We start from the raw sequence: 20,875 nt of genomic DNA, 5'->3' as shown, positions 1-20,875 counted from the left end.
ACTGACCGCCAATTCCCTTTGCACTGTCACGCAAGAAGTACCACTCAACGTTGGCTTCAGGTATAAGTCAGCAGCTAGCAGCCTGTCGGACTTAAGGCTGTCCTACTGCGATTTTCAAACCAGAGCGCCGACATTCTGATTGCTGTCGATGTCGCAGCGGGGTCTGAAGTTGATAACCTGAAGGCCGTTATCAACTGCGACCCGCGCCTTGAGGAGGGAAGGATTGGAATTGAGGGCCGGAAGTTTAAAGTTTGCAGACTCTGATAATTCCTGTGTCTGCTGTGCTTTCAGCTCATAAAACATCCGAATTGTATTATGAGCTGGAATTTTTGGAAAAAGTCTCTTAAATCAGGGGGTAATACACTTAATCTTGCTCCAGTCCAGTTTTTGCGCTTCCTGAGTGATCTGTTCATTACAGATATAACAGTGGTTGCGGTTATGATCAGTATCACCGTGTTTGACTTTTCTGCCAATAATGCAGTGACCTTTCATGTCCATGCAGAACCTTGGTTCGTAGTTGAAACGGGCACACTCGCCCAGATCTCTGGCAGAATGCCTCATTTCCTGACCGTCCCTAATCCAGTAATGGCCGCCATCAGTCCCAATATCAAATTTGCAGACATAAATATTGCCTCTGACATATTCAGGAAACCTGCACTTCTGATTTTTGGGTGTTGGGGCTGCCATAACTCGAAGAGTGCCCGCTTGATTACTATCACCCAAGGCACTGCCTGAGTGAACGGTCTCATAATAACGAGACAGACTCAGCTCACAGTGCTGGCCATCGGTCGATTGAGTGCCAAAAGCGAAGTAATTGCGTTTTTCTCCCAGAACTTCCTCGGTTCCGCTGCCCATACAGAGGTTAGGTTGCTGTCCGGTAAATTCGCTTCCTTCGGAAGCTTTCTCGCCACCAACAACGGTTTGCTCCTGATAAGTTTCACCCTGCGTAAAAAAACCGGACTCTTCTGACCCTTGGTCACAATATCCAAAAACATGTTTTGATAGAAAGAGTGCAATGCTAATACCAGCAGGGTCTTTCAAATAGGGATTATGGGCTTTCGCCGCCTGCAACTGAGAGTATTTAGCCGACAACCATTGAAACTCATAACTATAAGACTGACTTCCGCCAGAATCCCAATACGAACAGGCCAGAACCGGGCTATCTTCTCCTGGCTGATAATGAACATATCCGACCTCAACGCCGGAGCCCGTCAGCGCACGAGTCACACACAGTGGCACATCATCGCCAGTTTCCATGATCTCGGAGAGGACATCCACGTTATAGAAGCTGTCAGTATGGGTTGTCAGCCAACATGCTTCCCCGGCTTCCCCACGGGCCATGGACAGTAAAAGGAAGGTTCCTATCAGGCTGGATAAGGCCACACGAACTGAGCGCATCAGAATTTACCCACCACCGTAGATTTAAATTGACAACTCAGACCCGGCTGCACACAGGCTGTTGAGACGGTTTCACTACCCCAATGAAGACTGTTGATTTCTGAGTTATCTATGCCTGAAGGGTCTTTATAGACGAAGATACGACTTACCGCCAATTCCCTTTGCAATATGACGCAAGAAGTAACCTTGGGTAATGGCTATAAGTAAAAGTCAGAATGGGAGCCATGGCTAACAAGCGGTAAGTTGTTACTTTTACCTACGCAATAACGACAAATGAAAAAATCGATTCTGACGGCTGCCATCCTGACGGCAAGCGTTACCATTGCCAAGGCAGATATTATTGGCGCGAAACTGGGTTACAACTATTGGAATACTACCAACCACGGTGACTTTCAGACCGTTTACGGACAGATAGAACACCCGATCCCCCTGCTTCCCAATCTGGCGGTAGGCTATAGCAGGCTTAACCATGACAAGCTGAAGTTCGACAGTTACGATGCTTCCGGCTACTACGAAATTCTGGATAATGGCAATATTGCTCTGGATCTGGGACTGGGGGTTCGTCGCTTTGACAGCGGTGAATATCGGAATGCCTCTTTCAGCGATACAGTCCCCATGCTGACCGCCGATGTGGAATTGTTTCAGGACAGCATCATTAGCTTTTACAGCAAGCTTTACGCAGGTCGCTCAGGCGATACTGACTTTAATGATCTGGAAGTGGGTGTCCGTTTTTACCTGTTTGCCGGCCTGAAACTGCAAGGTGGCTACCGCACCTACGACATCGATATGGATGGCACCAAGGGCATCCATGACGATGAGCGTATCAAGGGCTTTAATCTGGGCCTGCACTGGGACATCTGACTCCCTCGCCTTAAAGCTGGCTCTGACGAGCCAGCTTCCTGCCATCCGAGCTCTTCTGACAAATCTGTCAGACTTTCTAGACTGAAGAAAACGAATCAACAAAATGGCAGGTTAAAATGGACGGAGCTAGCCAGGGTCTACCCTCTCCTCAATCAGGAAATAGTTCAACTTCTGATCCTTCAACGAGCTCAGAGCAAGAAAGCAAAGTCACACGTCAGCAGGATCACCGTGATATTACTCCTACCAACGGTGAAAATCTGGTAGCGAGAGCGACTGCCGTAGCTGGCAAAGACGAGCAATTACGCAACCGTAGCGTCAGCAGGAGGAAATACACTCTGGATGAAATGGCGGAACTGGGCCATAAGGTCGAAGAGTCCCTGGAAGCCATTAGAACGTTTATAATGGAGAATGGCCTTAAAGAAAGGCAGCCCGAGCTTGGCTGTACTCTTTATGAAGGCTACTCCACAGCCACGCAGCTTCTGTTGATAGAGATGAAACAATTACTGGATACGCATTTTACCAATGTGAACCAGATTTACCAGGTGCTCCAGTCCGATTACAGTGTTTTTAGAAAACTGGAAACCACCGCCAGAAGAGCAGTCAGATCTCGACGGATCAGTGAATCGGAACAGACCTTGCTGAAAGACATCGTCAGCCTCGGAAATTCAGACAAACGCCACGAGGATTATTGGCGAGAACGAACACGCATAGAACTTTATGCCAATCTTTGTGGAATACGCTTTCACAAAGCTCTTAAAGTGATGCCTCACCTTCATGCCGTGAGACAGAATGACCGCGCAACCTTTCGACACAGGATAGAAGACTTTTTACCCCAGTCCATCGAATGCATGAAAATGTATCAGGAAGTGATTCAATGTCAGCTGGGGCTTGAACAATATTCAAAACTTGAAGTGAGCCTTGATACCCATGACAGGGCCGTCTTCGGGGTAGCCATGCTGGCTGATCTGGCCATGGAAGAATACCTGCTCACTGACGATCTGGATAAACTTCGCCAAATGCTGGCGAGCCATTCCTGCTGTTTCAGTCGGTGGCTGGCTGACTTCGACCCTGAGCAGCCACAGGTGATAAAATTAAATAGCTTTGAACTCAGGCATCTGATGAGTGCCATGATTCTGACAGACAACCCCATACAAGCTCAGCGCCTCATACAGTTCTTCCGGAAAGAGATGGAAGCGGACAATCCTGCCTTTGCTCCAAAGGATGCTTTGTCACTCGGCATCTCCTTACTGAGATCGCTACCGTATCTTTATGACCGCCCCGAACCGCTGGCTCACTTTAAAGCCAGGCTGGAAGGGGCCAGGGCTCTGGTAGCTGAGTTAGAGACCCTGATCAGAACCATTAACAAGAAAAAAATGCTGCCTGAGGGTGTCCGGGCTACGCTGATGTCCATTTTTGAGCAGGTCAACAACCACTACCAATTCGTAATAAAGAGTCTTCATGTGCGAGAAGCAGAGGTCGTTCAGAGAGCTTCCGACCTGATTGCAGAAGAACAAGAGGAACAGCAGCAGATCAAAGAAAAACTGGAGGCCAGAGCGAAAAAACGCCGGGAAAGAGAAGAACAGAGACAGAAGGCCCAATGGCAGAAAAAGCAGGCCACGCAGGCCGCAACCGCAGAGAAAAAACCACCCCCCCCTGCGCCAAAGCCCTATGATCTGGCAGGCACACTGAATGAGGCTACTGAAGCCTTTGCTCGAAAAGAGCCTGTTGGGGTTCTGAACAACATCTTCAAGAGAGTGATTAACCATCCCCAGGTGACTGGCTTTGACAAAGCTCAGGCTCATTACAGTTATGCCGACATGGTCACCTCCAGGCTTCGGCGTCAGCTGGAGTTTGTTCACAAAATGATTGAGCCTGTCTATGCCTACGGGCAAGCCCTGGAAAATCAGGGGCCGCCTGATCTGGAAAAAGACATCAAATTCAGGGAAGCATTGAAGCAGTTCAAGCTTAATATGCAGCAGATCAGCATCTACACCTTGGTCATGAGTAAGGCCGTCAAAGAAGCGCAGGAGATTTTCTTTAGCCTTAATGAAGATCAACCCGAGTTTGTTGATGCACTGGTGGATCTACACAACGACATGGAGCACCTGATTGCTCAGGGAAAAGCCGTCATTCAATGCTGCAAGGACATTCCGGATATTTATGCCCGGCGGGGTAAAATGATTCAGCGTCACAAGCTGTACAGGAAAAGTGGCTCACTGCGAGACCATGAGTTAAAAAGTGGCTCACAGCAACACCGTGATTTACAAAGTGACTCAGAACGACACCGAGAGTTATCCGACCGAATAAAGGATCTGGAAGAACTTGGCAAGAAGCTCGATAAAAGTATGGGAATGCTGAAAGACGCCCTTAATAGTGAACAGGCCGCCCAGGTCCGGCAGGCTCTGAGCCCTGATGATTCAGCCTCTGTGGCTGAATGTAATAATGACTCTGCACAGGGCTCCTTGCCCGATCAGGCTACCTCATCCATGCAAACATCTCCGGTAGCTACCGCTGCACCTTCAGAGGGCACCCACACAACGGACATAGAAACACCATTAGTTGCAGGCATTGAGGAAGCTCAAGAGATTAAACTACCCCTGAAGCTGCTTATTCCCGAAAACATGGTGATTGCCCTGGGCATTTCAATCGTGGAGCGCCAACTCATAGCACTCATGAAGCTCTTCGATTCGGGAACCGTTCAGGATAAAAATCTGACTACTGCAAAATCCAGAAAAGGCAAAAAAGGGAAACAGCAGGGACGTAAAGGAAAAGATCCAGTGGTCCCTCAACCACAAGCCACTGAGGTCAAAAAGAAAAATGTCGATCCCGATGAACTGGGCCTGAAACTCCAAACAAGGCTCAGCGACTATCTTGAAGTACTCCATGACACAGGAAAGACTCCTGATGGCAAAACGGTGCCTGAGGGGCTGGATTTAAAAGTACTGCTGACAAGAATCCAGCAGGGTACTTTTCTCGAGGACTCCAAGTATTTGGGCGTTGACTGTACCTTTCTTTCAGATGCTCTGAAAATTCCTATCCAGGTTAACCTGCCGATGAACAACATGCTTTACTTCCGGCCAGGCTTGGTTGAACCCGAGAAACTCGACCACTCGATTCACCCGGAGCCTCACCTGCATCTGGAACTCCCCACTTATGCCAAAGAAAACCAATGGTTTGCCTCTACGGAGCATTACTTCCAATCTGGTTTTGAGGAGGATTACCAGTTGTTTCCGGAGCAACCGGTAAAACAAGCCAAACCCAGAAAGGCAGAGGCTAAATCAAAGAAAGGACCAGGAACCACTCATTAGGCCTTTTTGTGACTTTCGTCTTAACAGGTGAGAGTCTCCTGAAAGAGGATGCTATACCTTTAGGAACAGAAATCTGAAATACAGCAAGGATGCCGTCGATGTCGAAACAGCCCCTTCAAGCTCCTGACACTCAGGAGCTGGCCACTATCACTGAATACCTGCTCACTGGCGGAACGTTGGCAGAAGCCAACCAGATGAGCGAGAAAGGCCTCGAATCCATTTATTCCCATGGCTACAACCAGTACCAGAATGGTCACTTTGAAGAGGCCGCGAGAATCTTTCAATATCTCTGCTTTTATGATCACTGGAATGCCCGCAACTTTCTTTGCCTGGGTTCCTGTCAGATGATGCTGAAAACCTACGGTCAGGCCATCAAAACCCTGGAATACGCAGCCCGAATGGACATCAGCAATCCACTGGCCAAAGTGTATATGGGTGATTGCTACCTGGCGCTGAAGGAAAGAGGCATTGCTGAAGTGGTGTATAAAAGTGCTTTGAAAGATGCCAGAAAACATCAGTTTACTCATCTGGAGCTAGAAAGAGTCGAGAACTTGCTCCAGACCTTTGAGGACGAAAAGGGAGGGCAGTCCTGATGGTCGATTCAGTTAATCGCAATGGTGCAGTGGTAGTCCCAACGCAGGCAGAAGCGCTTAAGGAAGTTGAGAAGACGAACCAGGTCTCCAGAGGCTTTGACAGCAGTAACTCGATATCCGTCAGAAACGGGGAAGTTCAGGTTGATTGGCCTATTGGTGCTTCAGAGGCTCCCAGCATTCCAGAACCCGATTCAGCAATAACGGGTGAAGTGGGTGACCTCAAAAAGCAGGTAACCCAGCAGACCGCAGCCAAGCTGCGAGGCGAACTTGGAGGGATGTTTGGTCAGAGCCCCGAGTCAGTTACCATCAGCGGCCCAAAGTCAGAGACTCTGGATGTCGGTAAGAGTGTTCAGAATATCGATAGCAAACTGTCAACGATGCAGGAAGCTCCTCCTAATGTCCTGAAAGACATCGGTAATGCCTTAGACCAAATAAAATCAGAGAGTACCAAGGGTACACTGACCTCAGACAAGCTTGAGGAAATACTGGCCCAGATCAATGCCAGCCTGGAAGACAACTCGGTTAAATACGCTGAACAAAAGATTGAGATGGCTTCCCTGGATGCTCAACAGCGACATGATAGTAATATCGAGAAAATTCGGGAACATATTGAGGAGGTCAACGCCAGCGCCGAGGCCGAAGCTAAAGCCAAACCTGAAAATATTTTCCTGAAAGCCCTGTCTTTCCTGTTCCCTCCGGTCATGCTCTGGGAAACCGCGCTGATGATTGACCGGGAGATCAACCCCGGCAAAGACAACTCCCACCTGAGTATCTTTTCCAAAAGTGAAATTAACTCGATGCGACAGGGGATTGGGGAAGCCGATGCCAGCTTTATCAAACATGCAAGCCCCTATTTACCGGCTTTCATGGTAGAGGTTGGCAGCTCTGAACAAACCGATAATCAGCCATCAAATGCTGAGGATTCCAAAAAACCTAAAGAAAGCACTGATCAAGCAGGTGCATCAAAAACAGCCGTCAGTGATGCCACCGAAGGCCTTCAGATTGCCAGCGAAGGTCTGGATCACTTTGAGAGAAGAAAAGCGATGCTCCAGGCTCTTCAGAAACAGGCCGAATCAGAAGAAGCCAAGAAGAAACTTGAGGCAGCCATCAGCGCACTGGAGGGCGGAGACCCGTCTCTGGCAAAAGAAATCCTGGGGGCTCAAGGGCTGGATAGCAGTCTCGGTGACAGTAACAGTCCACCAACCGCTGATAAAAAGCCCAAAGAGGCAAAAGATCTCAAAAGTTTTGTCAGCGATATCTCCGGTGTTCCTGACAAAGCACTCTCTTCCATGAAGGACGCAGCCGGTGAACTAAACCTGATCCAGCGCTTTACGTCCGTGTAAGTAACTGACCACCCTGCCCTTGTCATGAATCAATGGTATTCATAGCGGGGCAGGAAAGGTTTCTAACCACATCCCTTCGGTTTCATCTCATCCCCCGGCTGCAATTCGTGCTATCTAAACGACGCATTTTTTGAAAAAATAGCGCCCCTTCAGACAGAACAGATAACACCAGAACGTCTATGAGTCACGCCTCCCTGCAACAACCTGTGCCCGCCAAGGAACTGTTTTCCTACCCAAAGTATTGGGCAGAATGCTATGGCACAGCGCCTTACCTGCCTATGACACGTGCAGAGATGGATGAGTTAGGCTGGGACTCCTGCGACATCATCATTGTCACAGGGGATGCCTACGTTGATCACCCAAGCTTCGGTATGGCCGTCATTGGTCGCTTTCTGGAATCACAGGGCTTCAGGGTGGGCATTATTGCCCAGCCAGACTGGAGCAACACCAGAGACTTCATACGACTGGGCAAGCCTAACCTGTTCTACGGTGTCACTGGCGGCAACATGGACTCCATGATCAACCGCTACACCGCTGATCTGAAAGTGCGCAATGACGATGCTTATACACCGGATGCCGAGCCGGGCAAACGGCCTGATCGTTCGGTGATTGTTTACAGTCAGCGTTGTAAAGAAGCCTACAACGATGTGCCCGTCGTTATTGGCGGCATTGAGGCCAGCCTGCGCAGGATTGCCCAGTATGATTACTGGAGCAATGAAGTGCGCCGTTCTGTGCTGATGGATTCCACAGCAGATATCCTTCTCTATGGCAACGCTGAGCGAGCTATGGCCGATGTCGCAGACAAACTGGCTGCGGGCATTAACATCAAAGAGATGGACGATATACGCGGAACAGTTGTCGTTAAAAATGCCACACCCGAAGGCTGGACCGAAATCGACTCAACACGTATCGACTGGCCAAGAGATTTGGGATCTTTCGAAGAAGCTTACGGCACTAGTCCTTATGACTATGTGCAGGAAGAAGCCTGCGAGTCCAAAAAAGAGCAGGCGCCGGAAGTTCAGCCTATCCGCATTGTGCCACTTCCGCTGCACCGCAAGACTGACTTTGATGCCAGCAAAAGTTGTATTCGTCTACCGTCGTTTGAAAAAGTGCGTAAAGATCCAGCGCTGTACGCCCATGCCTCCCGTGTATTACATCAGGAGTCCAACCCCCATAATGCCCGGGTGCTGGTGCAGAAACATGGCAACCGGGAAATCTGGGTAAACCCGCCTCCCATTCCTCTGGAAACGCCGGAGATTGACGGTGTATTCGCTCTGCCCTATCAGCGCAGGCCACACCCTGCCTACGGTGATGCCAACATTCCGGCCTATGACATGATCAAAACATCCGTGAATATCATGCGGGGCTGCTTTGGTGGTTGTACATTTTGTTCCATCACAGAACACGAAGGTCGGGTTATCCAGAGTCGTTCCCAGGCATCCGTTCTGCAGGAACTGGAAGATATCAGGGATAAGGTGCCAGGCTTTACCGGTCAGATTTCTGACCTGGGTGGCCCTACCGCCAACATGTATCACCTGAATTGCAAGAGTGCCGAAATTCAGGCCAGCTGCCGCCGTCTTTCCTGTGTGTTCCCCGGCATTTGCAAAAATCTGGAGACATCACACAAGCAAACGACAGAGCTTTACCGAAAAGCCCGTGCCATTGGGGGCATCAAGAAAATCGCCATTGCTTCGGGTCTTCGTTATGACCTGGCCGTAGAAGATCCGGAGTACGTCCGTGAACTGGTCACACACCACGTCGGTGGGTATCTGAAGATTGCACCGGAGCATACCGAGAAAGGCACTCTGGATCTGATGATGAAACCTGGTATGGGCACCTACGACGCTTTCAAGAAAATGTTCGACAAGTTCTCCAAAGAAGCTGGAAAAAAACAGTACCTCATTCCTTACTTCATTGCCGCTCACCCCGGTTGTGAGGACGAGGATATGATGAACCTGTCACTCTGGCTGAAGCGTCACAAATTCCGTGTCGATCAGGTACAAACCTTCTATCCGTCACCCATGTCGCTGGCAACGGCAATGTACTATTCAGGTCGTAACCCGCTCAAGAAACTCAATTACAAAGGTGACAGACTTTATATTCCCAAAGAGCTGGAACAACGTCGTCTACAAAAAGCTTTCCTGCGTTATCACGATTCCAGAAACTGGGATGTTCTCCGTCATGCCCTGAGAAAGATGAACCGCTCTGAGCTGATTGGCGACGGCCCCAATCAGCTGGTGCCTGCGGAGGAGAAGAGTAAAGACAACCGCCGACCACAAAACAAAAAGCCTGCTGAAAAATTCCAAAAAGCTCGTGGTGGTCAGTGGGATAACCGTGCTCCCCGCAAAAAGCCGGTAGCCCGTAAAAAGTCTTCAGTTAATAAAAGGCCTTCGGCGAATAAAAAACGCCGATAACCCCTGAAAAAAAGCCCCGTAACCTGCGGGGCTTTTTTATTGGCCCACAATTTCTTACACTGCCTGCCAACAGTATAAGGATGATGTGATGAATAGACAGATTGATCAGGAAACTCAGGACAAACTGGACGCAGCTACTTTTCGCCGTCTGCTAAAGCACCTTGATGATCATAAAGAGGTGCAGAATATTGACCTGATGATTCTGGCGAACTTCTGTAGGAACTGTCTGGGCAAATGGTACAAAACAGCTGCTGACGACCTGGGTGTTGAAGTGTCCGACAACGAAGCCAGAGAACGTATCTATGGTATGCCTTATTCCCAGTGGAAAGAAAAGCATCAGCAGCCTGCGTCGGAAGAACAGCTGGCTGCTTTTGAAGCCAGACGAAAGAAGTAGTGCTCTGCACACTGACTTGAACGCTCAATGGACGGCCATAGTGATGCCAACACAGCCATGAGCTTTTCCGAACAGCCTTGAGCTTTCGGAGCAGTCCTTAATAAGAGAGCTGAGTATGAATCGTTTCCCACTACAGATTCACATTCCTAAAGCCAGCCGACTGATTTATGGCTGTATGGGCCTGGGAGGTGAGTGGAACAGTAGCCCTATTTCCGATCAGGACTATACTCTGGCCCATGGTGCCGTCAATGCGGCACTGGAGTGTGGCATTAACTTCTTTGACCATGCTGATATCTACACCATGGGCAAAGCAGAGCAAGCATTCAGCAGTGTGCTAAAAGCGGAACCAAAACTTCGTCAGGATCTGATCATCCAGTCCAAATGTGGCATTCGCTTTGCCGATGACGACAATCCCGGTCGATACGACCTTTCTCCCCAATGGATCGAGTTCAGTGTCAACGGCATTCTCGAAAGGCTGGGTACAGAGTATCTGGATATTCTGTTACTTCATCGCCCTGATCCACTGATGGAGCCCGGTTTAATTGCTGAGGCGTTTACTCGTCTATACGACAGCGGAAAAGTAAGGCACTTTGGTGTTTCCAATATGAACCAGCATCAGATTGCCTATCTATACTCCTGTATCGAACAGCCTTTGATCGCTAACCAGTTGCCTCTGAGTCTTGGTCGTTGTGACTTCGTCGAAGACGGAGTACTGGTCGCCATGACCGAGAGCGCCGATACAGGATTTACACCAGGAATAGTTGACTACTGCCGTAACCATAGCGTTCAGCTTCAGGCTTGGGGCTGTCTGGATCGGGGACTGTTCACCGGTAAAGATATCAGCAACGAACCAGCGTCCGTTCGGACCACTGCAAAACGAGTCGCGGAGATGGCTGAGGAGTATCAGACTTCCAGAGAAGCCATCGTTTTAGCCTGGCTCATGAGGCACCCGGCCAGCATTCAACCTGTTGTTGGCACAACTCATGAAGACCGTATTCGCAGGTGTTCACAGGCGATGGAAGTTAATCTGAGCCGGGAAGACTGGTACAAGCTTTACATCGCCTCCAGAGGGCAGCCTCTGCCTTGATTTGAAGTGGAGCTGTGTTGTGAGCCAGTCGTTCTCGACATCATCGAACAAAAATTAAAAAAACGGGGATGAAGTGATGATGAACCGAAAAGCAACCAGGTATCTGGCTGCCACACTGACAACGGCCATCCTGCTGACAGGCTGCTCAGGTCCCTGGAATAATCCTCATCAGGAAAGTTCTGTTAATCAGAACCAGACTGTCTACTACACTAATTTTCAGCTTCCCCCCCAGCACTTTGATCCGGCTATCTCATACAGTACTGATGAAAGTATGCTGATCGACCAGATATACGAACCTCCCCTTGGTTATCACTTTCTAAAAAGACCTTATGAGCTGGAGCCTCTGGCCGCTGAATCCATGCCGGATGTTCGTTATTTGAACACAAACCGCGAGGAGATCCCCTCAGATAGTCCTGACGTTACCTTCAGCAAATACACCATCACCCTCAAAGAAGGCATTGATTATCAGCCTCACCCGGCGTTCGTCAAAAACAGTGAAGGTGGTTACGTTTACCTCTTTACCGATGAAAGTGAAACCGCAAACTACAGAACTCTTTCCGACTTTGGTCAGACAGCAACTCGGGGGCTGGATGCAGATGACTTTCTCTATCAGATCAAAAGGATTGCCGACCCTCACAATAAAGCACCCTTAATTGGCTTCCTTGCCCAGTATATAGACGGCATGAGTGAACTGACTGCCGAATTAAAAACTGTTGAAAGAGACGGGTGGCTGGATCTTCGTGAATTCAAAATGAGGGGACTGGAAAGAATTGATGAACGGACTTTCTCTATTACTATCAAAGGCATCTACCCCCAGTTTTCCTACTGGCTGGCCATGCACTTTTTTGCCCCCATCCCCTGGGAAGCGGATCGCTTCTATAACAACCCCGGCTTCAAAGACAACAACCTGACTCTGGATTGGTATCCAGTCGGCACAGGTGCCTATATGATGACAAGGAATGACCCTAACAGGGAAATCATTCTGGAACGAAATCCTAACTTCAGGGATGATTTTTATCCCACCGAAGGAGCCCCCGGTGATAAAGAGGCAGGATTGCTTGCTGATGCTGGAGCAAAGGTACCTTTCATAGATAAAGCCATTTACAGTCTGGACAAAGAAGTTTTGCCTATGTGGACCAAATTCCTGCAGGGTTATTACGACCGCTCAGGAGAAAACCACGGCAACGTCACCCAAAACTTTGACCAGGCCTTGACCATCGGGCCAGAGGGAGTGGAGCTTACCGCAGAGATGCAAGGTAGAGAAATCACTCTGTCCCAGGATGTTAAGCCTGCAGTCTACTATATGGGCTTCAATATGCTGGACGATGTCGTGGGTGGTTACTCCACGGAAAAGCAAAAGCTGCGTCAGGCTATCTCCATTGCCTGGAATTCTGAAGAATATATAGAAATATTCCGAAACGGCTCCGCCATTCCTTTCATGGGGCCCATTCCTCCCGGTATTGAGGGCTCTCTGAAAGGAGAAGCAGGCATCAACACCTACACTCACGACTGGAAAAATGGCAAGGCCGTTCGCAAAAGCATTGAATACGCCAAACAGCTTTTGACTGAAGCTGGCTATCCAAATGGTCGAGATGCCAAAACAGGTAAACCTTTGAAGCTCTATCTGGATGTTCAGGCGCAAGCCACCAGCAAAAGCCTTGAAGACTGGCAAAAACGCCAACTCAAAAAGCTCGGCATTGAGTTAGAGCTCAGAGCGACAGACTGGAATCGCTATAAAGAGAAAATGAGCACAGGTAACCACCAAATGTTCTCCTATGGCTGGTTGGCCGATTACCCTGATCCCGAGAATTTTCTGTTCTTGCTTTATGGCCCTCAAAGCCCTGTCGCCTGTCAATGCGACGGCAACAACAATGCCAACTATGACAATCCTGACTATAACAAGCTTTACAAGCAGATGAAGACTATGCAACCCGGTCTGGAGCGTAATCAGTTAATCGCCGAAATGTTGGATCAGGTTCGTGCCGATGTTCCCTGGTTTACCGGCGAATACCCGAAGGAGTATTACTTGAATAACCAGTGGGTTTCTAATACCAAACGGCATGGCATCTCCAAGGCTACCCTTAAATACCTGAAGATCGATTCAGAAGTGAGAAAACAAAAACAGGCTGAATGGAACCAACCCAATCTTGTTCCTCTGGTGGCGGGCATGAGTATTTTTGTCGCCTTGTTTGTTCCTGCGATTCGCGCCTATAGACGACGACAGAAGCTGGTCATAAATACCGACAAGTAATAAAAGGCTGAAGAATAATTTTCAGGTTTAAGGACGTTCTACCATGCTTGCTTATATTATCAGACGACTGATTTACGCCATTCCTATTCTTATGGGTGTCAATCTGATTACTTTTTTACTTTTCTTTGTGGTGAACACCCCTGACGATATGGCTCGGGCTCAGCTGGGTGATAAATACGTCACTGGCGAAGCCATTGAACTCTGGAAAGAGACGAATGGTTACCACCAGCCCCTGTTCTTCAACGATAAAGAGGAAGGCCTTACAGCACTGACAGAAACCATCTTTTTCAACAAATCCATCAGCCTTTTCACCTTTGACTTTGGACAGTCTGAAAGTGGACGGGATATTACCAGCGATGTTTCCCAGCGCGTGTGGCCCAGCGTCATGTTTGCCCTGCCAACACTCCTTATCGGGCTCTGGGTCAACATCTGCATAGCCCTGTTAGTGGTTATGTTTCGCAATACCGGGCTTGAGAAAGCATTTGTTATCTCTTTCGTTGGCTTGATGTCTGTCTCTTACCTGTTCTACATCATAGGCGGCCAGTATCTGGTCACCCGCTTGTGGAATCTGGTGCCTGTCTCAGGCTTCCAGACCGGGCTTGATTCCTTCAGGTTTCTGGTTCTGCCCGTTGCTATTGGCGTCATTGCTGGTACCGGAGCCGGGGCCCGTCTCTACCGTACACTGTTCCTGGAAGAAGCGGATCAGGACTACGCCCGCACAGCCAGGGCAAAAGGAGTGAGCGAAGTCACCGTACTTTTTAGACACATTCTGCCTAACGCCATGATCCCGATTCTGACCAATATCGTGATTGTCATTCCAATGCTGTTTATGGGCAGTCTGGTGATGGAATCCTTCTTTGGCATCCCGGGTCTGGGCAGTTACATGATTGACGCCCTGAAATCCCAGGACTTCGCCATTGTCAGAACAATGGTGTTCATTGGCTCAGTGCTCTACATCATAGGTCTGATTGCTACTGATATTTCATACACACTGGTCGATCCCCGTGTCAGGCTGAACTAGGAGAGCATCCATGAAACCGGTTATTTTATGGAGTGATGCGTTGCTGTTTATCCTTTTGGCAGCCATGATCACATTCATTGTCAATATCATTCGCAACAACCAGAGTCGTGAACGCTGGAGTAGAGTTTTTCATTCCCGACTGGGTATGTCCTGCTTTCTGATTATTCTTACCTACATTGTCATTGGTGTTCTGGATTCATTGCATTTTCGCAAGGCGGTCGAACCTGTTGAAGGTCAGGAGCAAACTGAGGTTTATTACTCCAGCCATATAAACAGTGTTCTGGATCTGATGCTGGGGGAAATGGGAGAGGAAAAGGAAAAAACCTATTCAGCGCCTTTCTCACTGAAATCATACTCCAAGGAAAATATGCAAGATGAACAGGGTAATACTTACCGGGCTTATGCGAGCCTGAAACATGCAGGTAAGCATCTGGAATCCCCTGATGACAAACCTTTGGATATTGTCCTGCAATCGTTTCAGGCGCTTCTCATGGGTCTTTTGATCAGTGCCCTTCTGATTGCTCCCCACTCCTATTGGATGACAGGAAAAAACGGCATCTACCCATGGAAAACGGCCTATGTCACCCTGACCATTATTATTTGCTTGCTCAGCTGGATGATTCACATCAGCTCTCTTTATCACATCCTGGGCACAGATAAAGCAGGTAACGATGTTCTTTACCAATGCCTCAAAGGTATTCGCACCGCCATGTTGATTGGCACTCTGGCTACTTTGATCATGATGCCTATTGCGATTTCCCTTGGAATAGCCGCTGGCTACTTCAAAGGTTGGGTAGACGACATTATTCAGTATTTGTATACCACTCTCAGCTCTATTCCGGGCCTTCTGCTGATTGCAGCCTCTGCTCTGCTGTTCCAGATCTGGATTGACCTGAACCCTGATTACTTTGCCACCGGACTTGAAAAAGGTGATGCCAAATTCATCGGCCTATGCTTTATTCTCGGAGTTACCAGCTGGGCCACTCTGTGTCGTCTGCTCAGAGCGGAAACCCTGAAAATCAGTCAACTTGACTATGTTCAGGCTGCCCATGCTTTTGGCGTCAGCCATGCCAGAATCATTACCAAACACATTCTTCCCAATGTCACCCATATCATACTGATCATCTTTGTGCTCGACTTCAGTGGCCTGGTACTAGCCGAGGCAGTTCTGGCCTACATTGGTGTGGGAGTCGACTCTTCCATGCACAGTTGGGGTAACATGATCAGCGCAGGCAGCGCAGAACTCAGTCGGGTACCCGCTGTCTGGTGGAACCTTGCAGGTGCTTTTACCCTGATGTTTGTTTTGGTGCTGGCAGCCAACCTGTTCTCGGACCTTGTTAATGACGCCTTTAACCCCAAAACCAGGTTGGAGGCTGCCTGATATGAGCATTGCTAAATCCCTTAGCGCGACCGTGTCCAAAGCAGCTGAGAGCAAAGAATGGGCATTGCAGGTAACCAACCTTAATGTTGTCCTGAGACATGAACCCGGAACCCGAATTCTGAAAAACGTCAGTTTTCATCTAAATAAAGGTGAAGTCTATGCATTGGTGGGCGAGTCAGGCAGTGGCAAGTCGATGACATCGTTGTCAATCATGCGCCTCTTGCCCGATGCCATGAAAATCACTCAGGGAAACATCTGGCAAAGCGATACCAACCTCTTTGCCCTGACAGAGCAGGAAATGGGTTACGTACGCGGTAAAAAGATCGCCATGATCTTTCAGGATGCATTGACCTCTTTGAATCCAGTTCAAAAAGTAGGTGACCAGATTGCAGAAGCCCTGAAAACACACACCCACCTGACGGGTGACAACATCAGAAAACGCGCCATCCAACTGTTTGAAGAGGTCGGCCTTCCTGATCCCGATAGCCGCATAGACTGGTATCCCCACCAAATGTCCGGTGGTCAGCAGCAGCGAGTCATGATTGCTATGGCCCTTGCCTGTGAACCGGATATTCTGCTGGCAGATGAGCCCACCACAGCTCTGGATGTCACCATTCAAAAGCAGATTCTGGAACTGTTGAAAACGTTGACCATCAGCCGTGATCTGGCGGTATTGTTGATTACCCATGATATGGGCGTCGTACGCGAGACCGCTGACCGTGTTGGCGTTATGTATCAGGGCGAGATCGTTGAGGAGGGCACCTGTGATAACTTTTTCGAAAATCCTCGTGAAGAATACAGCCGTCGTCTGATCAACAGCTTGCCTGACACGGACGCTTACCGCTCTCAGACCGATTCCCCTCCATTGTTGCAGGTCGACAACCTGGGAGTTCACTTCCCCATTCGCAAAGGAATCCTCCAGAGAGTCCACGATTACACCAAAGCCGTTAATGGTATCAGCTTCTCCATCGCTAAAGGTGAAACGCTGGCTCTGGTTGGAGAGTCGGGTTGTGGAAAATCCACCACTGGCCGTGCCATTCTTAATCTGGAAAAAGCGACCAGTGGTGAGATCTGGTATAACCACCAAAAAATTAGCGCTTTCTCCCGCAAGGAGATGTTACCGCTTCGTAAAAAGATCCAGGTGATATTCCAAAGTCCATACTCTTCTTTAAACCCACGTATGACGGTGGGCGATATTATCGAAGAGGGTATGGTTAGTCTGCAGATGGGTCTGAGTAAATCAGAAAGGGAACAACGCGTTAAATCACTTCTTAATAGAGTTCAGCTGGAGCCTGAGCACCGTTATCGATATCCCCACGAGTTCTCTGGTGGTCAACGCCAGCGTATCGCAATCGCCCGGGCGCTTGCAGTTAAGCCTGACCTGATTATTTGCGACGAGCCCACCAGCGCACTGGATGTCTCTATCCGTTCGGAAGTCATGAATCTATTGCTGGAATTGCAGAGAGAGCTGCAAGTTTCTTATCTGTTTATTACTCACGACCTCTCAATCATTCCTCATCTGGCTCACCGGGTTGCGGTGATGCAGGGCGGCAAGATCGTTGAACAAGGCTACACCGAAGATATACTGACCAGACCTCAGCACGACTACACTCGTAAGCTACTCAGTGCCGTTCCAAATGCAAGCTAACTCCCCCGCCCATCGGGTTTTCTTTGGGCGAGGGTTTTGAATCCTTACCACTCCTGAGAGTGCACAGGCGCCAAAAACAGGCCCTACACTCTTTAGACATGAACCTGCCACCATCATAACCCGTGATGCAGGAGACTTAATGCTCACCACCCTGAGGCTGGTTATGAGCTATCGGGGACAGAGTTATAATCATCTTGCTACTATCTGAGAACGATACCTTGCTGAAGTAAGTGGGAGACCAGTTACTTTGCTCGTTTGTTTTCACAGGACCGTAATCCCTGCCATCCACTGACAGGGTAATCATGTACGGTTGCTCATTAGGATAATAAAATCTACCACCCGCAAAAATGGTAAAAGTATAGGTGGGTTGATATACATCGGGACTGTCGAAAGACCAGCCTACACTCCCTTGAGGATACCTTGCATCGGTGGGATGAAGATCGTTATTCACATTCTGGAAGCTGATATTGGTACTGACGGGAAGATAAACACCAGAGTTGATAACGCTATCAATTGTAACAGCCAAGCCACCCACCTTCCTGAAATACCTGAGGGCATTATGTTCAAAGCCTGGAGCAGTGGCACTAAAACCATAACTCATTCCCACCGTTTCATCTCTGAATGTCACTTCTGCTGCGAATGTTGTGGACAGGAAGCCGGAAAGGAGTAAACCAACAGGAATAGCCAGTAAAACTTTCATAACTAAACAAACCTCTTCTGATGTTATAACCCGGAAATATCACGAAGCCGCTTTAACCAGAACCAAGGGCACAGGAAAAACTCTCGGTCAGTGTTTATTCATCTATATAAAAACAAACGCACGTCACTTGTCAGGCTTTTGCCAGCTCATTCGTGGCTAACGACAACATCACATCAATCGGATAGCAGCAGAACGAGAAACCAGACACTTTATGAAATTCCCAGATCAACCCAAAGCTCTAGTATAGATACTCATTTCTGTCGCTGCTTTTTTTGCCAAGAAAAATCTGAAGCTCCTCCCCATCCAGAATTACTATCAGGTAGCTGCGACGGGCAACCTGAATGGCAGGTGCATTTTCGTAACGATCTACGCCAATTACTTCAGGACCCGGCTCCTGTAATTCTAAGGCAGCTTCCTTGTCTGACACTCTGCACCCCAACAACATTAGCTTCGTCGTTAAAGATGTCAGCGCCTTACCAACCTCTACACTCATCTATCGCCTACGTATTTGGAGGTTTTTTTACTTTGTGAGGTGGTATGCTGAGTAGACAAAAGATGTGAATTTTTTAGACACGCCAGTTGTCTGTACCTCCACGTCACAACAAAAGAATCACGACAATGAAAACACTGATAAAAACGCTTATGAAAACTCTGGCCATATTATATGGACTGCTCGCAACTTCAGTCGCTATAGCCGCTCCTGACGCAGACCTTTGGCCCTATTGGAAAACACAGAATGCTGATAGCACTAAAACTCTATCTCACCAGGCATGGGATGATTTCCTGAAGAAGTATGTAAAGCAGGACAGTACTGGATTGAATCGCCTGCCCTACGCATCCATTTCTCAGAAAGATAAAGCCTCCCTTGATACCTACATCAATAAGCTGGCAAATACAGCTATACGTCAATACAACCGGGAAGAGCAAAGAGCCTATTGGGTAAACCTCTACAATGCCCTAACGGTTAAAGTTGTCATTGAAGCCATGCCAGTAGAGTCGATTCTGGATATTAAGCTGTCGTCCGGCTTTTTCAGCAAAGGCCCATGGAAGAAAAAGCTACTCACCATTGAGGGAGAGAAAGTGAGCCTTGACGATATTGAACACAGGATACTTCGCCCAATATGGAATGACCCTCTGACGCATTACTCTGTAAACTGTGCATCTGTTGGATGTCCTAATTTGCAAAACTACGCCTTCACTGCTGAGAACATGAAAAAGAACCTGACCCGCGCCGCTTTCGAATTCGTAAATACGTCCAGAGGTGTTGATTTTAACGACGACGGCGAACTGATTGTTTCCAGCATTTACAAATGGTTCAAAGAGGATTTTGGCACAACAGACGAAAAAATTATTGAGCACCTAAGCACTTATGCCAAGCCAGACCTGGCGGATCGTCTCAGTAAAATAGATGAAATTGAGGATGATCAGTACAATTGGAAGCTGAACATTGATAAAAGGCGCGCCCAAAAAGGCACACTCTAACCTTTACATACATCAATTGTCTTGATTACCAGGTGATTCAGCTACTTATCCACAGTTTTCCCTGCTGGAGTAAAATCCTGTCTATCTCCAGGAGCCTGTCGGACTTAAGGCTGTCCTACTGCGGTTGCAACACTGCGACTGGCAAAAAGCCTTCATCGCAACCTTGCAGAAGGTGCAGAGCAGGAAGGGGTAAGCCTGAACCAGCACATAGTCAATATCCTTAGCTACTCTTCAGGTTTTTGCGCTGCCACCAGTGATTGGTGTCATTGAGATTCCATGAGAGCAAAATTCTGCTTGTTTTGGCTGAGGGAGTTGACTTCAGAAAAGCGGGTCAGGCTGTTTTCTGCTGGAATACCTGTATTTTTTCAAGGTCGCTTTTTTCTGCAGTTTGAACGTTATATAAATCCCAGCGAACCTGCAGACTCAACCAGAAGTCTGGTGACATTTCGAAAAAACGGGCTAGCCTCAACGCTGTACTGGGTGTGATCCCACGCTTTTTATTGACCAATTCATTCACTCGCTGATAAGGCACGTGAATGGCGTCCGCTAACTCCCTTTGTGAAATATTCATAGGCATCAGGAACTCTTCCAGCAACATTTCACCGGGATGGGTAGGTGGTCGGTTTTCAGGCACTCTGGTCATCCGTTGCTCCTAGTGGTAATCGGTGATTTCAACATTTTCCGGTCCCTTGTTACCCCACCGGAAGCAGATTCGATACTGGTCATTAATCCTGATACTGTGTTGCCCTTTCCGGTCTCGGGTCAAGGCCTCAAGACAGTTACCCGGTGGAACCTTCAGTTCATCCAGGATCAGCACAGAATCCAGCTAATCCAGCTTTCTTGCAGCGATTCGCCAAAGCGACTGGGGACAGACTTTGCGAGCCTGGCGGGAAGCCTTACCGTTAAAAATATCTGCTGTAGCCTTGTCTTTAAAAGAAGCGATCATGGATTACATGGTAGCACGGATACCATGCCAAGGTGTCCGATATTATCG

18 protein-coding genes are annotated in these 20,875 nt (G+C 48.4%); 13 read left to right on the top strand and 5 right to left on the bottom strand.

What is annotated here, in order from left to right; all coding sequences use genetic code 11:
- Positions 1 to 348: 348 nt before the first annotated feature.
- Complete coding sequence (locus tag KBW69_RS10180; protein ID WP_257280809.1) at positions 349 to 1,398, bottom strand: hypothetical protein; 1,050 nt, start codon at positions 1,396 to 1,398, stop codon at positions 349 to 351.
- Between the two features lie 273 nt (positions 1,399 to 1,671).
- Between KBW69_RS10180 and KBW69_RS10175 the strand changes: the two genes are divergently transcribed.
- From KBW69_RS10175 to KBW69_RS10125, 11 genes are all read left to right on the top strand, one after another.
- The gene (locus KBW69_RS10175; protein WP_257280808.1) at positions 1,672 to 2,259 is read left to right on the top strand and encodes a hypothetical protein; all 588 of its coding nucleotides are present in this window, start codon (positions 1,672 to 1,674) and stop codon (positions 2,257 to 2,259) included.
- 116 nt (positions 2,260 to 2,375) lie between these two features.
- Positions 2,376 to 5,567, top strand: a complete 3,192-nt coding sequence (locus KBW69_RS10170) for a hypothetical protein (protein WP_257280807.1) — start codon at positions 2,376 to 2,378, stop codon at positions 5,565 to 5,567.
- A gap of 98 nt (positions 5,568 to 5,665) precedes the next feature.
- Positions 5,666 to 6,160, top strand: a complete 495-nt coding sequence (locus KBW69_RS10165) for a SycD/LcrH family type III secretion system chaperone (protein WP_257280806.1) — start codon at positions 5,666 to 5,668, stop codon at positions 6,158 to 6,160.
- Positions 6,160 to 7,503, top strand: a complete 1,344-nt coding sequence (locus KBW69_RS10160; RefSeq protein ID WP_257280805.1) for a hypothetical protein — start codon at positions 6,160 to 6,162, stop codon at positions 7,501 to 7,503. The genes KBW69_RS10165 and KBW69_RS10160 overlap by 1 nt, the downstream gene beginning before the upstream one ends.
- Positions 7,504 to 7,682: 179 nt before the next feature.
- On the top strand, positions 7,683 to 9,917 hold the full coding sequence (locus KBW69_RS10155; RefSeq protein ID WP_257280804.1) for a YgiQ family radical SAM protein: 2,235 nt from the start codon (positions 7,683 to 7,685) through the stop codon (positions 9,915 to 9,917).
- An 88-nt stretch (positions 9,918 to 10,005) separates the two neighbouring features.
- Positions 10,006 to 10,311 (top strand): DUF1244 domain-containing protein, encoded by a 306-nt coding sequence (locus tag KBW69_RS10150; RefSeq protein ID WP_257280803.1) that lies wholly within the window; start codon positions 10,006 to 10,008, stop codon positions 10,309 to 10,311.
- Between the two features lie 115 nt (positions 10,312 to 10,426).
- The gene (locus KBW69_RS10145) at positions 10,427 to 11,398 is read left to right on the top strand and encodes an aldo/keto reductase family oxidoreductase (protein WP_257280802.1); all 972 of its coding nucleotides are present in this window, start codon (positions 10,427 to 10,429) and stop codon (positions 11,396 to 11,398) included.
- A gap of 76 nt (positions 11,399 to 11,474) precedes the next feature.
- The gene (locus KBW69_RS10140) at positions 11,475 to 13,649 is read left to right on the top strand and encodes an ABC transporter substrate-binding protein (RefSeq protein ID WP_257280801.1); all 2,175 of its coding nucleotides are present in this window, start codon (positions 11,475 to 11,477) and stop codon (positions 13,647 to 13,649) included.
- Between the two features lie 43 nt (positions 13,650 to 13,692).
- Entirely contained in the window at positions 13,693 to 14,670 is a 978-nt protein-coding gene (locus tag KBW69_RS10135) for an ABC transporter permease (RefSeq protein WP_257280800.1), read from the top strand.
- Positions 14,671 to 14,680: 10 nt separating this feature from the next.
- The gene (locus KBW69_RS10130) at positions 14,681 to 16,051 is read left to right on the top strand and encodes an ABC transporter permease (RefSeq protein ID WP_257280799.1); all 1,371 of its coding nucleotides are present in this window, start codon (positions 14,681 to 14,683) and stop codon (positions 16,049 to 16,051) included.
- A gap of 1 nt (position 16,052) precedes the next feature.
- Positions 16,053 to 17,699 (top strand): ABC transporter ATP-binding protein, encoded by a 1,647-nt coding sequence (locus KBW69_RS10125; RefSeq protein WP_257280797.1) that lies wholly within the window; start codon positions 16,053 to 16,055, stop codon positions 17,697 to 17,699.
- Positions 17,700 to 17,835: 136 nt separating this feature from the next.
- Here KBW69_RS10125 and KBW69_RS10120 read toward each other — a convergent pair whose 3' ends face one another.
- Both KBW69_RS10120 and KBW69_RS10115 read right to left on the bottom strand, forming a co-directional pair.
- Positions 17,836 to 18,399: a hypothetical protein gene (locus KBW69_RS10120; protein WP_257280795.1), complete on the bottom strand. Its 564-nt coding sequence runs from the start codon at positions 18,397 to 18,399 to the stop codon at positions 17,836 to 17,838.
- Between the two features lie 238 nt (positions 18,400 to 18,637).
- Entirely contained in the window at positions 18,638 to 18,892 is a 255-nt protein-coding gene (locus tag KBW69_RS10115) for a hypothetical protein (protein WP_257280794.1), read from the bottom strand.
- Between the two features lie 125 nt (positions 18,893 to 19,017).
- On the opposite strand from KBW69_RS10115, the gene KBW69_RS10110 reads away from it, so the two are divergent.
- Together KBW69_RS10110 and KBW69_RS23760 are read left to right on the top strand one after the other, a co-directional pair.
- Complete coding sequence (locus tag KBW69_RS10110) at positions 19,018 to 19,881, top strand: DUF547 domain-containing protein (protein ID WP_257280793.1); 864 nt, start codon at positions 19,018 to 19,020, stop codon at positions 19,879 to 19,881.
- Between the two features lie 132 nt (positions 19,882 to 20,013).
- The gene (locus tag KBW69_RS23760; protein WP_373690690.1) at positions 20,014 to 20,151 is read left to right on the top strand and encodes a toxin-antitoxin system HicB family antitoxin; all 138 of its coding nucleotides are present in this window, start codon (positions 20,014 to 20,016) and stop codon (positions 20,149 to 20,151) included.
- A 61-nt stretch (positions 20,152 to 20,212) separates the two neighbouring features.
- Here KBW69_RS23760 and KBW69_RS10105 read toward each other — a convergent pair whose 3' ends face one another.
- Positions 20,213 to 20,524, bottom strand: a complete 312-nt coding sequence (locus KBW69_RS10105) for a HigA family addiction module antitoxin (protein WP_257280791.1) — start codon at positions 20,522 to 20,524, stop codon at positions 20,213 to 20,215.
- Between the two features lie 9 nt (positions 20,525 to 20,533).
- Positions 20,534 to 20,698: a type II toxin-antitoxin system RelE/ParE family toxin gene (locus tag KBW69_RS10100; RefSeq protein ID WP_257280789.1), complete on the bottom strand. Its 165-nt coding sequence runs from the start codon at positions 20,696 to 20,698 to the stop codon at positions 20,534 to 20,536.
- Positions 20,699 to 20,875 lie beyond the last annotated feature (177 nt).

This window comes from Endozoicomonas sp. ISHI1, from assembly GCF_024606225.1.
In the GTDB taxonomy this organism is placed as follows: domain Bacteria; phylum Pseudomonadota; class Gammaproteobacteria; order Pseudomonadales; family Endozoicomonadaceae; genus Endozoicomonas_A.
This window is presented reverse-complemented; position numbering and strand designations above follow the sequence as displayed.

What these genes read in the sequence shown, in the direction of transcription:
- KBW69_RS10180 (WP_257280809.1), bottom strand. Translation starts at nt 1,398, where the DNA reads ATGCGCTCAGTTCGTGTGGCCTTATCCAGCCTGATAGGAACCTTCCTT.
- KBW69_RS10175 (WP_257280808.1), top strand. Translation starts at nt 1,672, where the DNA reads ATGAAAAAATCGATTCTGACGGCTGCCATCCTGACGGCAAGCGTTACC.
- KBW69_RS10170 (WP_257280807.1), top strand. Translation starts at nt 2,376, where the DNA reads ATGGACGGAGCTAGCCAGGGTCTACCCTCTCCTCAATCAGGAAATAGT.
- KBW69_RS10165 (WP_257280806.1), top strand. Translation starts at nt 5,666, where the DNA reads ATGTCGAAACAGCCCCTTCAAGCTCCTGACACTCAGGAGCTGGCCACT.
- KBW69_RS10160 (WP_257280805.1), top strand. Translation starts at nt 6,160, where the DNA reads ATGGTCGATTCAGTTAATCGCAATGGTGCAGTGGTAGTCCCAACGCAG.
- KBW69_RS10155 (WP_257280804.1), top strand. Translation starts at nt 7,683, where the DNA reads ATGAGTCACGCCTCCCTGCAACAACCTGTGCCCGCCAAGGAACTGTTT.
- KBW69_RS10150 (WP_257280803.1), top strand. Translation starts at nt 10,006, where the DNA reads ATGAATAGACAGATTGATCAGGAAACTCAGGACAAACTGGACGCAGCT.
- KBW69_RS10145 (WP_257280802.1), top strand. Translation starts at nt 10,427, where the DNA reads ATGAATCGTTTCCCACTACAGATTCACATTCCTAAAGCCAGCCGACTG.
- KBW69_RS10140 (WP_257280801.1), top strand. Translation starts at nt 11,475, where the DNA reads ATGATGAACCGAAAAGCAACCAGGTATCTGGCTGCCACACTGACAACG.
- KBW69_RS10135 (WP_257280800.1), top strand. Translation starts at nt 13,693, where the DNA reads ATGCTTGCTTATATTATCAGACGACTGATTTACGCCATTCCTATTCTT.
- KBW69_RS10130 (WP_257280799.1), top strand. Translation starts at nt 14,681, where the DNA reads ATGAAACCGGTTATTTTATGGAGTGATGCGTTGCTGTTTATCCTTTTG.
- KBW69_RS10125 (WP_257280797.1), top strand. Translation starts at nt 16,053, where the DNA reads ATGAGCATTGCTAAATCCCTTAGCGCGACCGTGTCCAAAGCAGCTGAG.
- KBW69_RS10120 (WP_257280795.1), bottom strand. Translation starts at nt 18,399, where the DNA reads ATGAAAGTTTTACTGGCTATTCCTGTTGGTTTACTCCTTTCCGGCTTC.
- KBW69_RS10115 (WP_257280794.1), bottom strand. Translation starts at nt 18,892, where the DNA reads ATGAGTGTAGAGGTTGGTAAGGCGCTGACATCTTTAACGACGAAGCTA.
- KBW69_RS10110 (WP_257280793.1), top strand. Translation starts at nt 19,018, where the DNA reads ATGAAAACACTGATAAAAACGCTTATGAAAACTCTGGCCATATTATAT.
- KBW69_RS10105 (WP_257280791.1), bottom strand. Translation starts at nt 20,524, where the DNA reads ATGACCAGAGTGCCTGAAAACCGACCACCTACCCATCCCGGTGAAATG.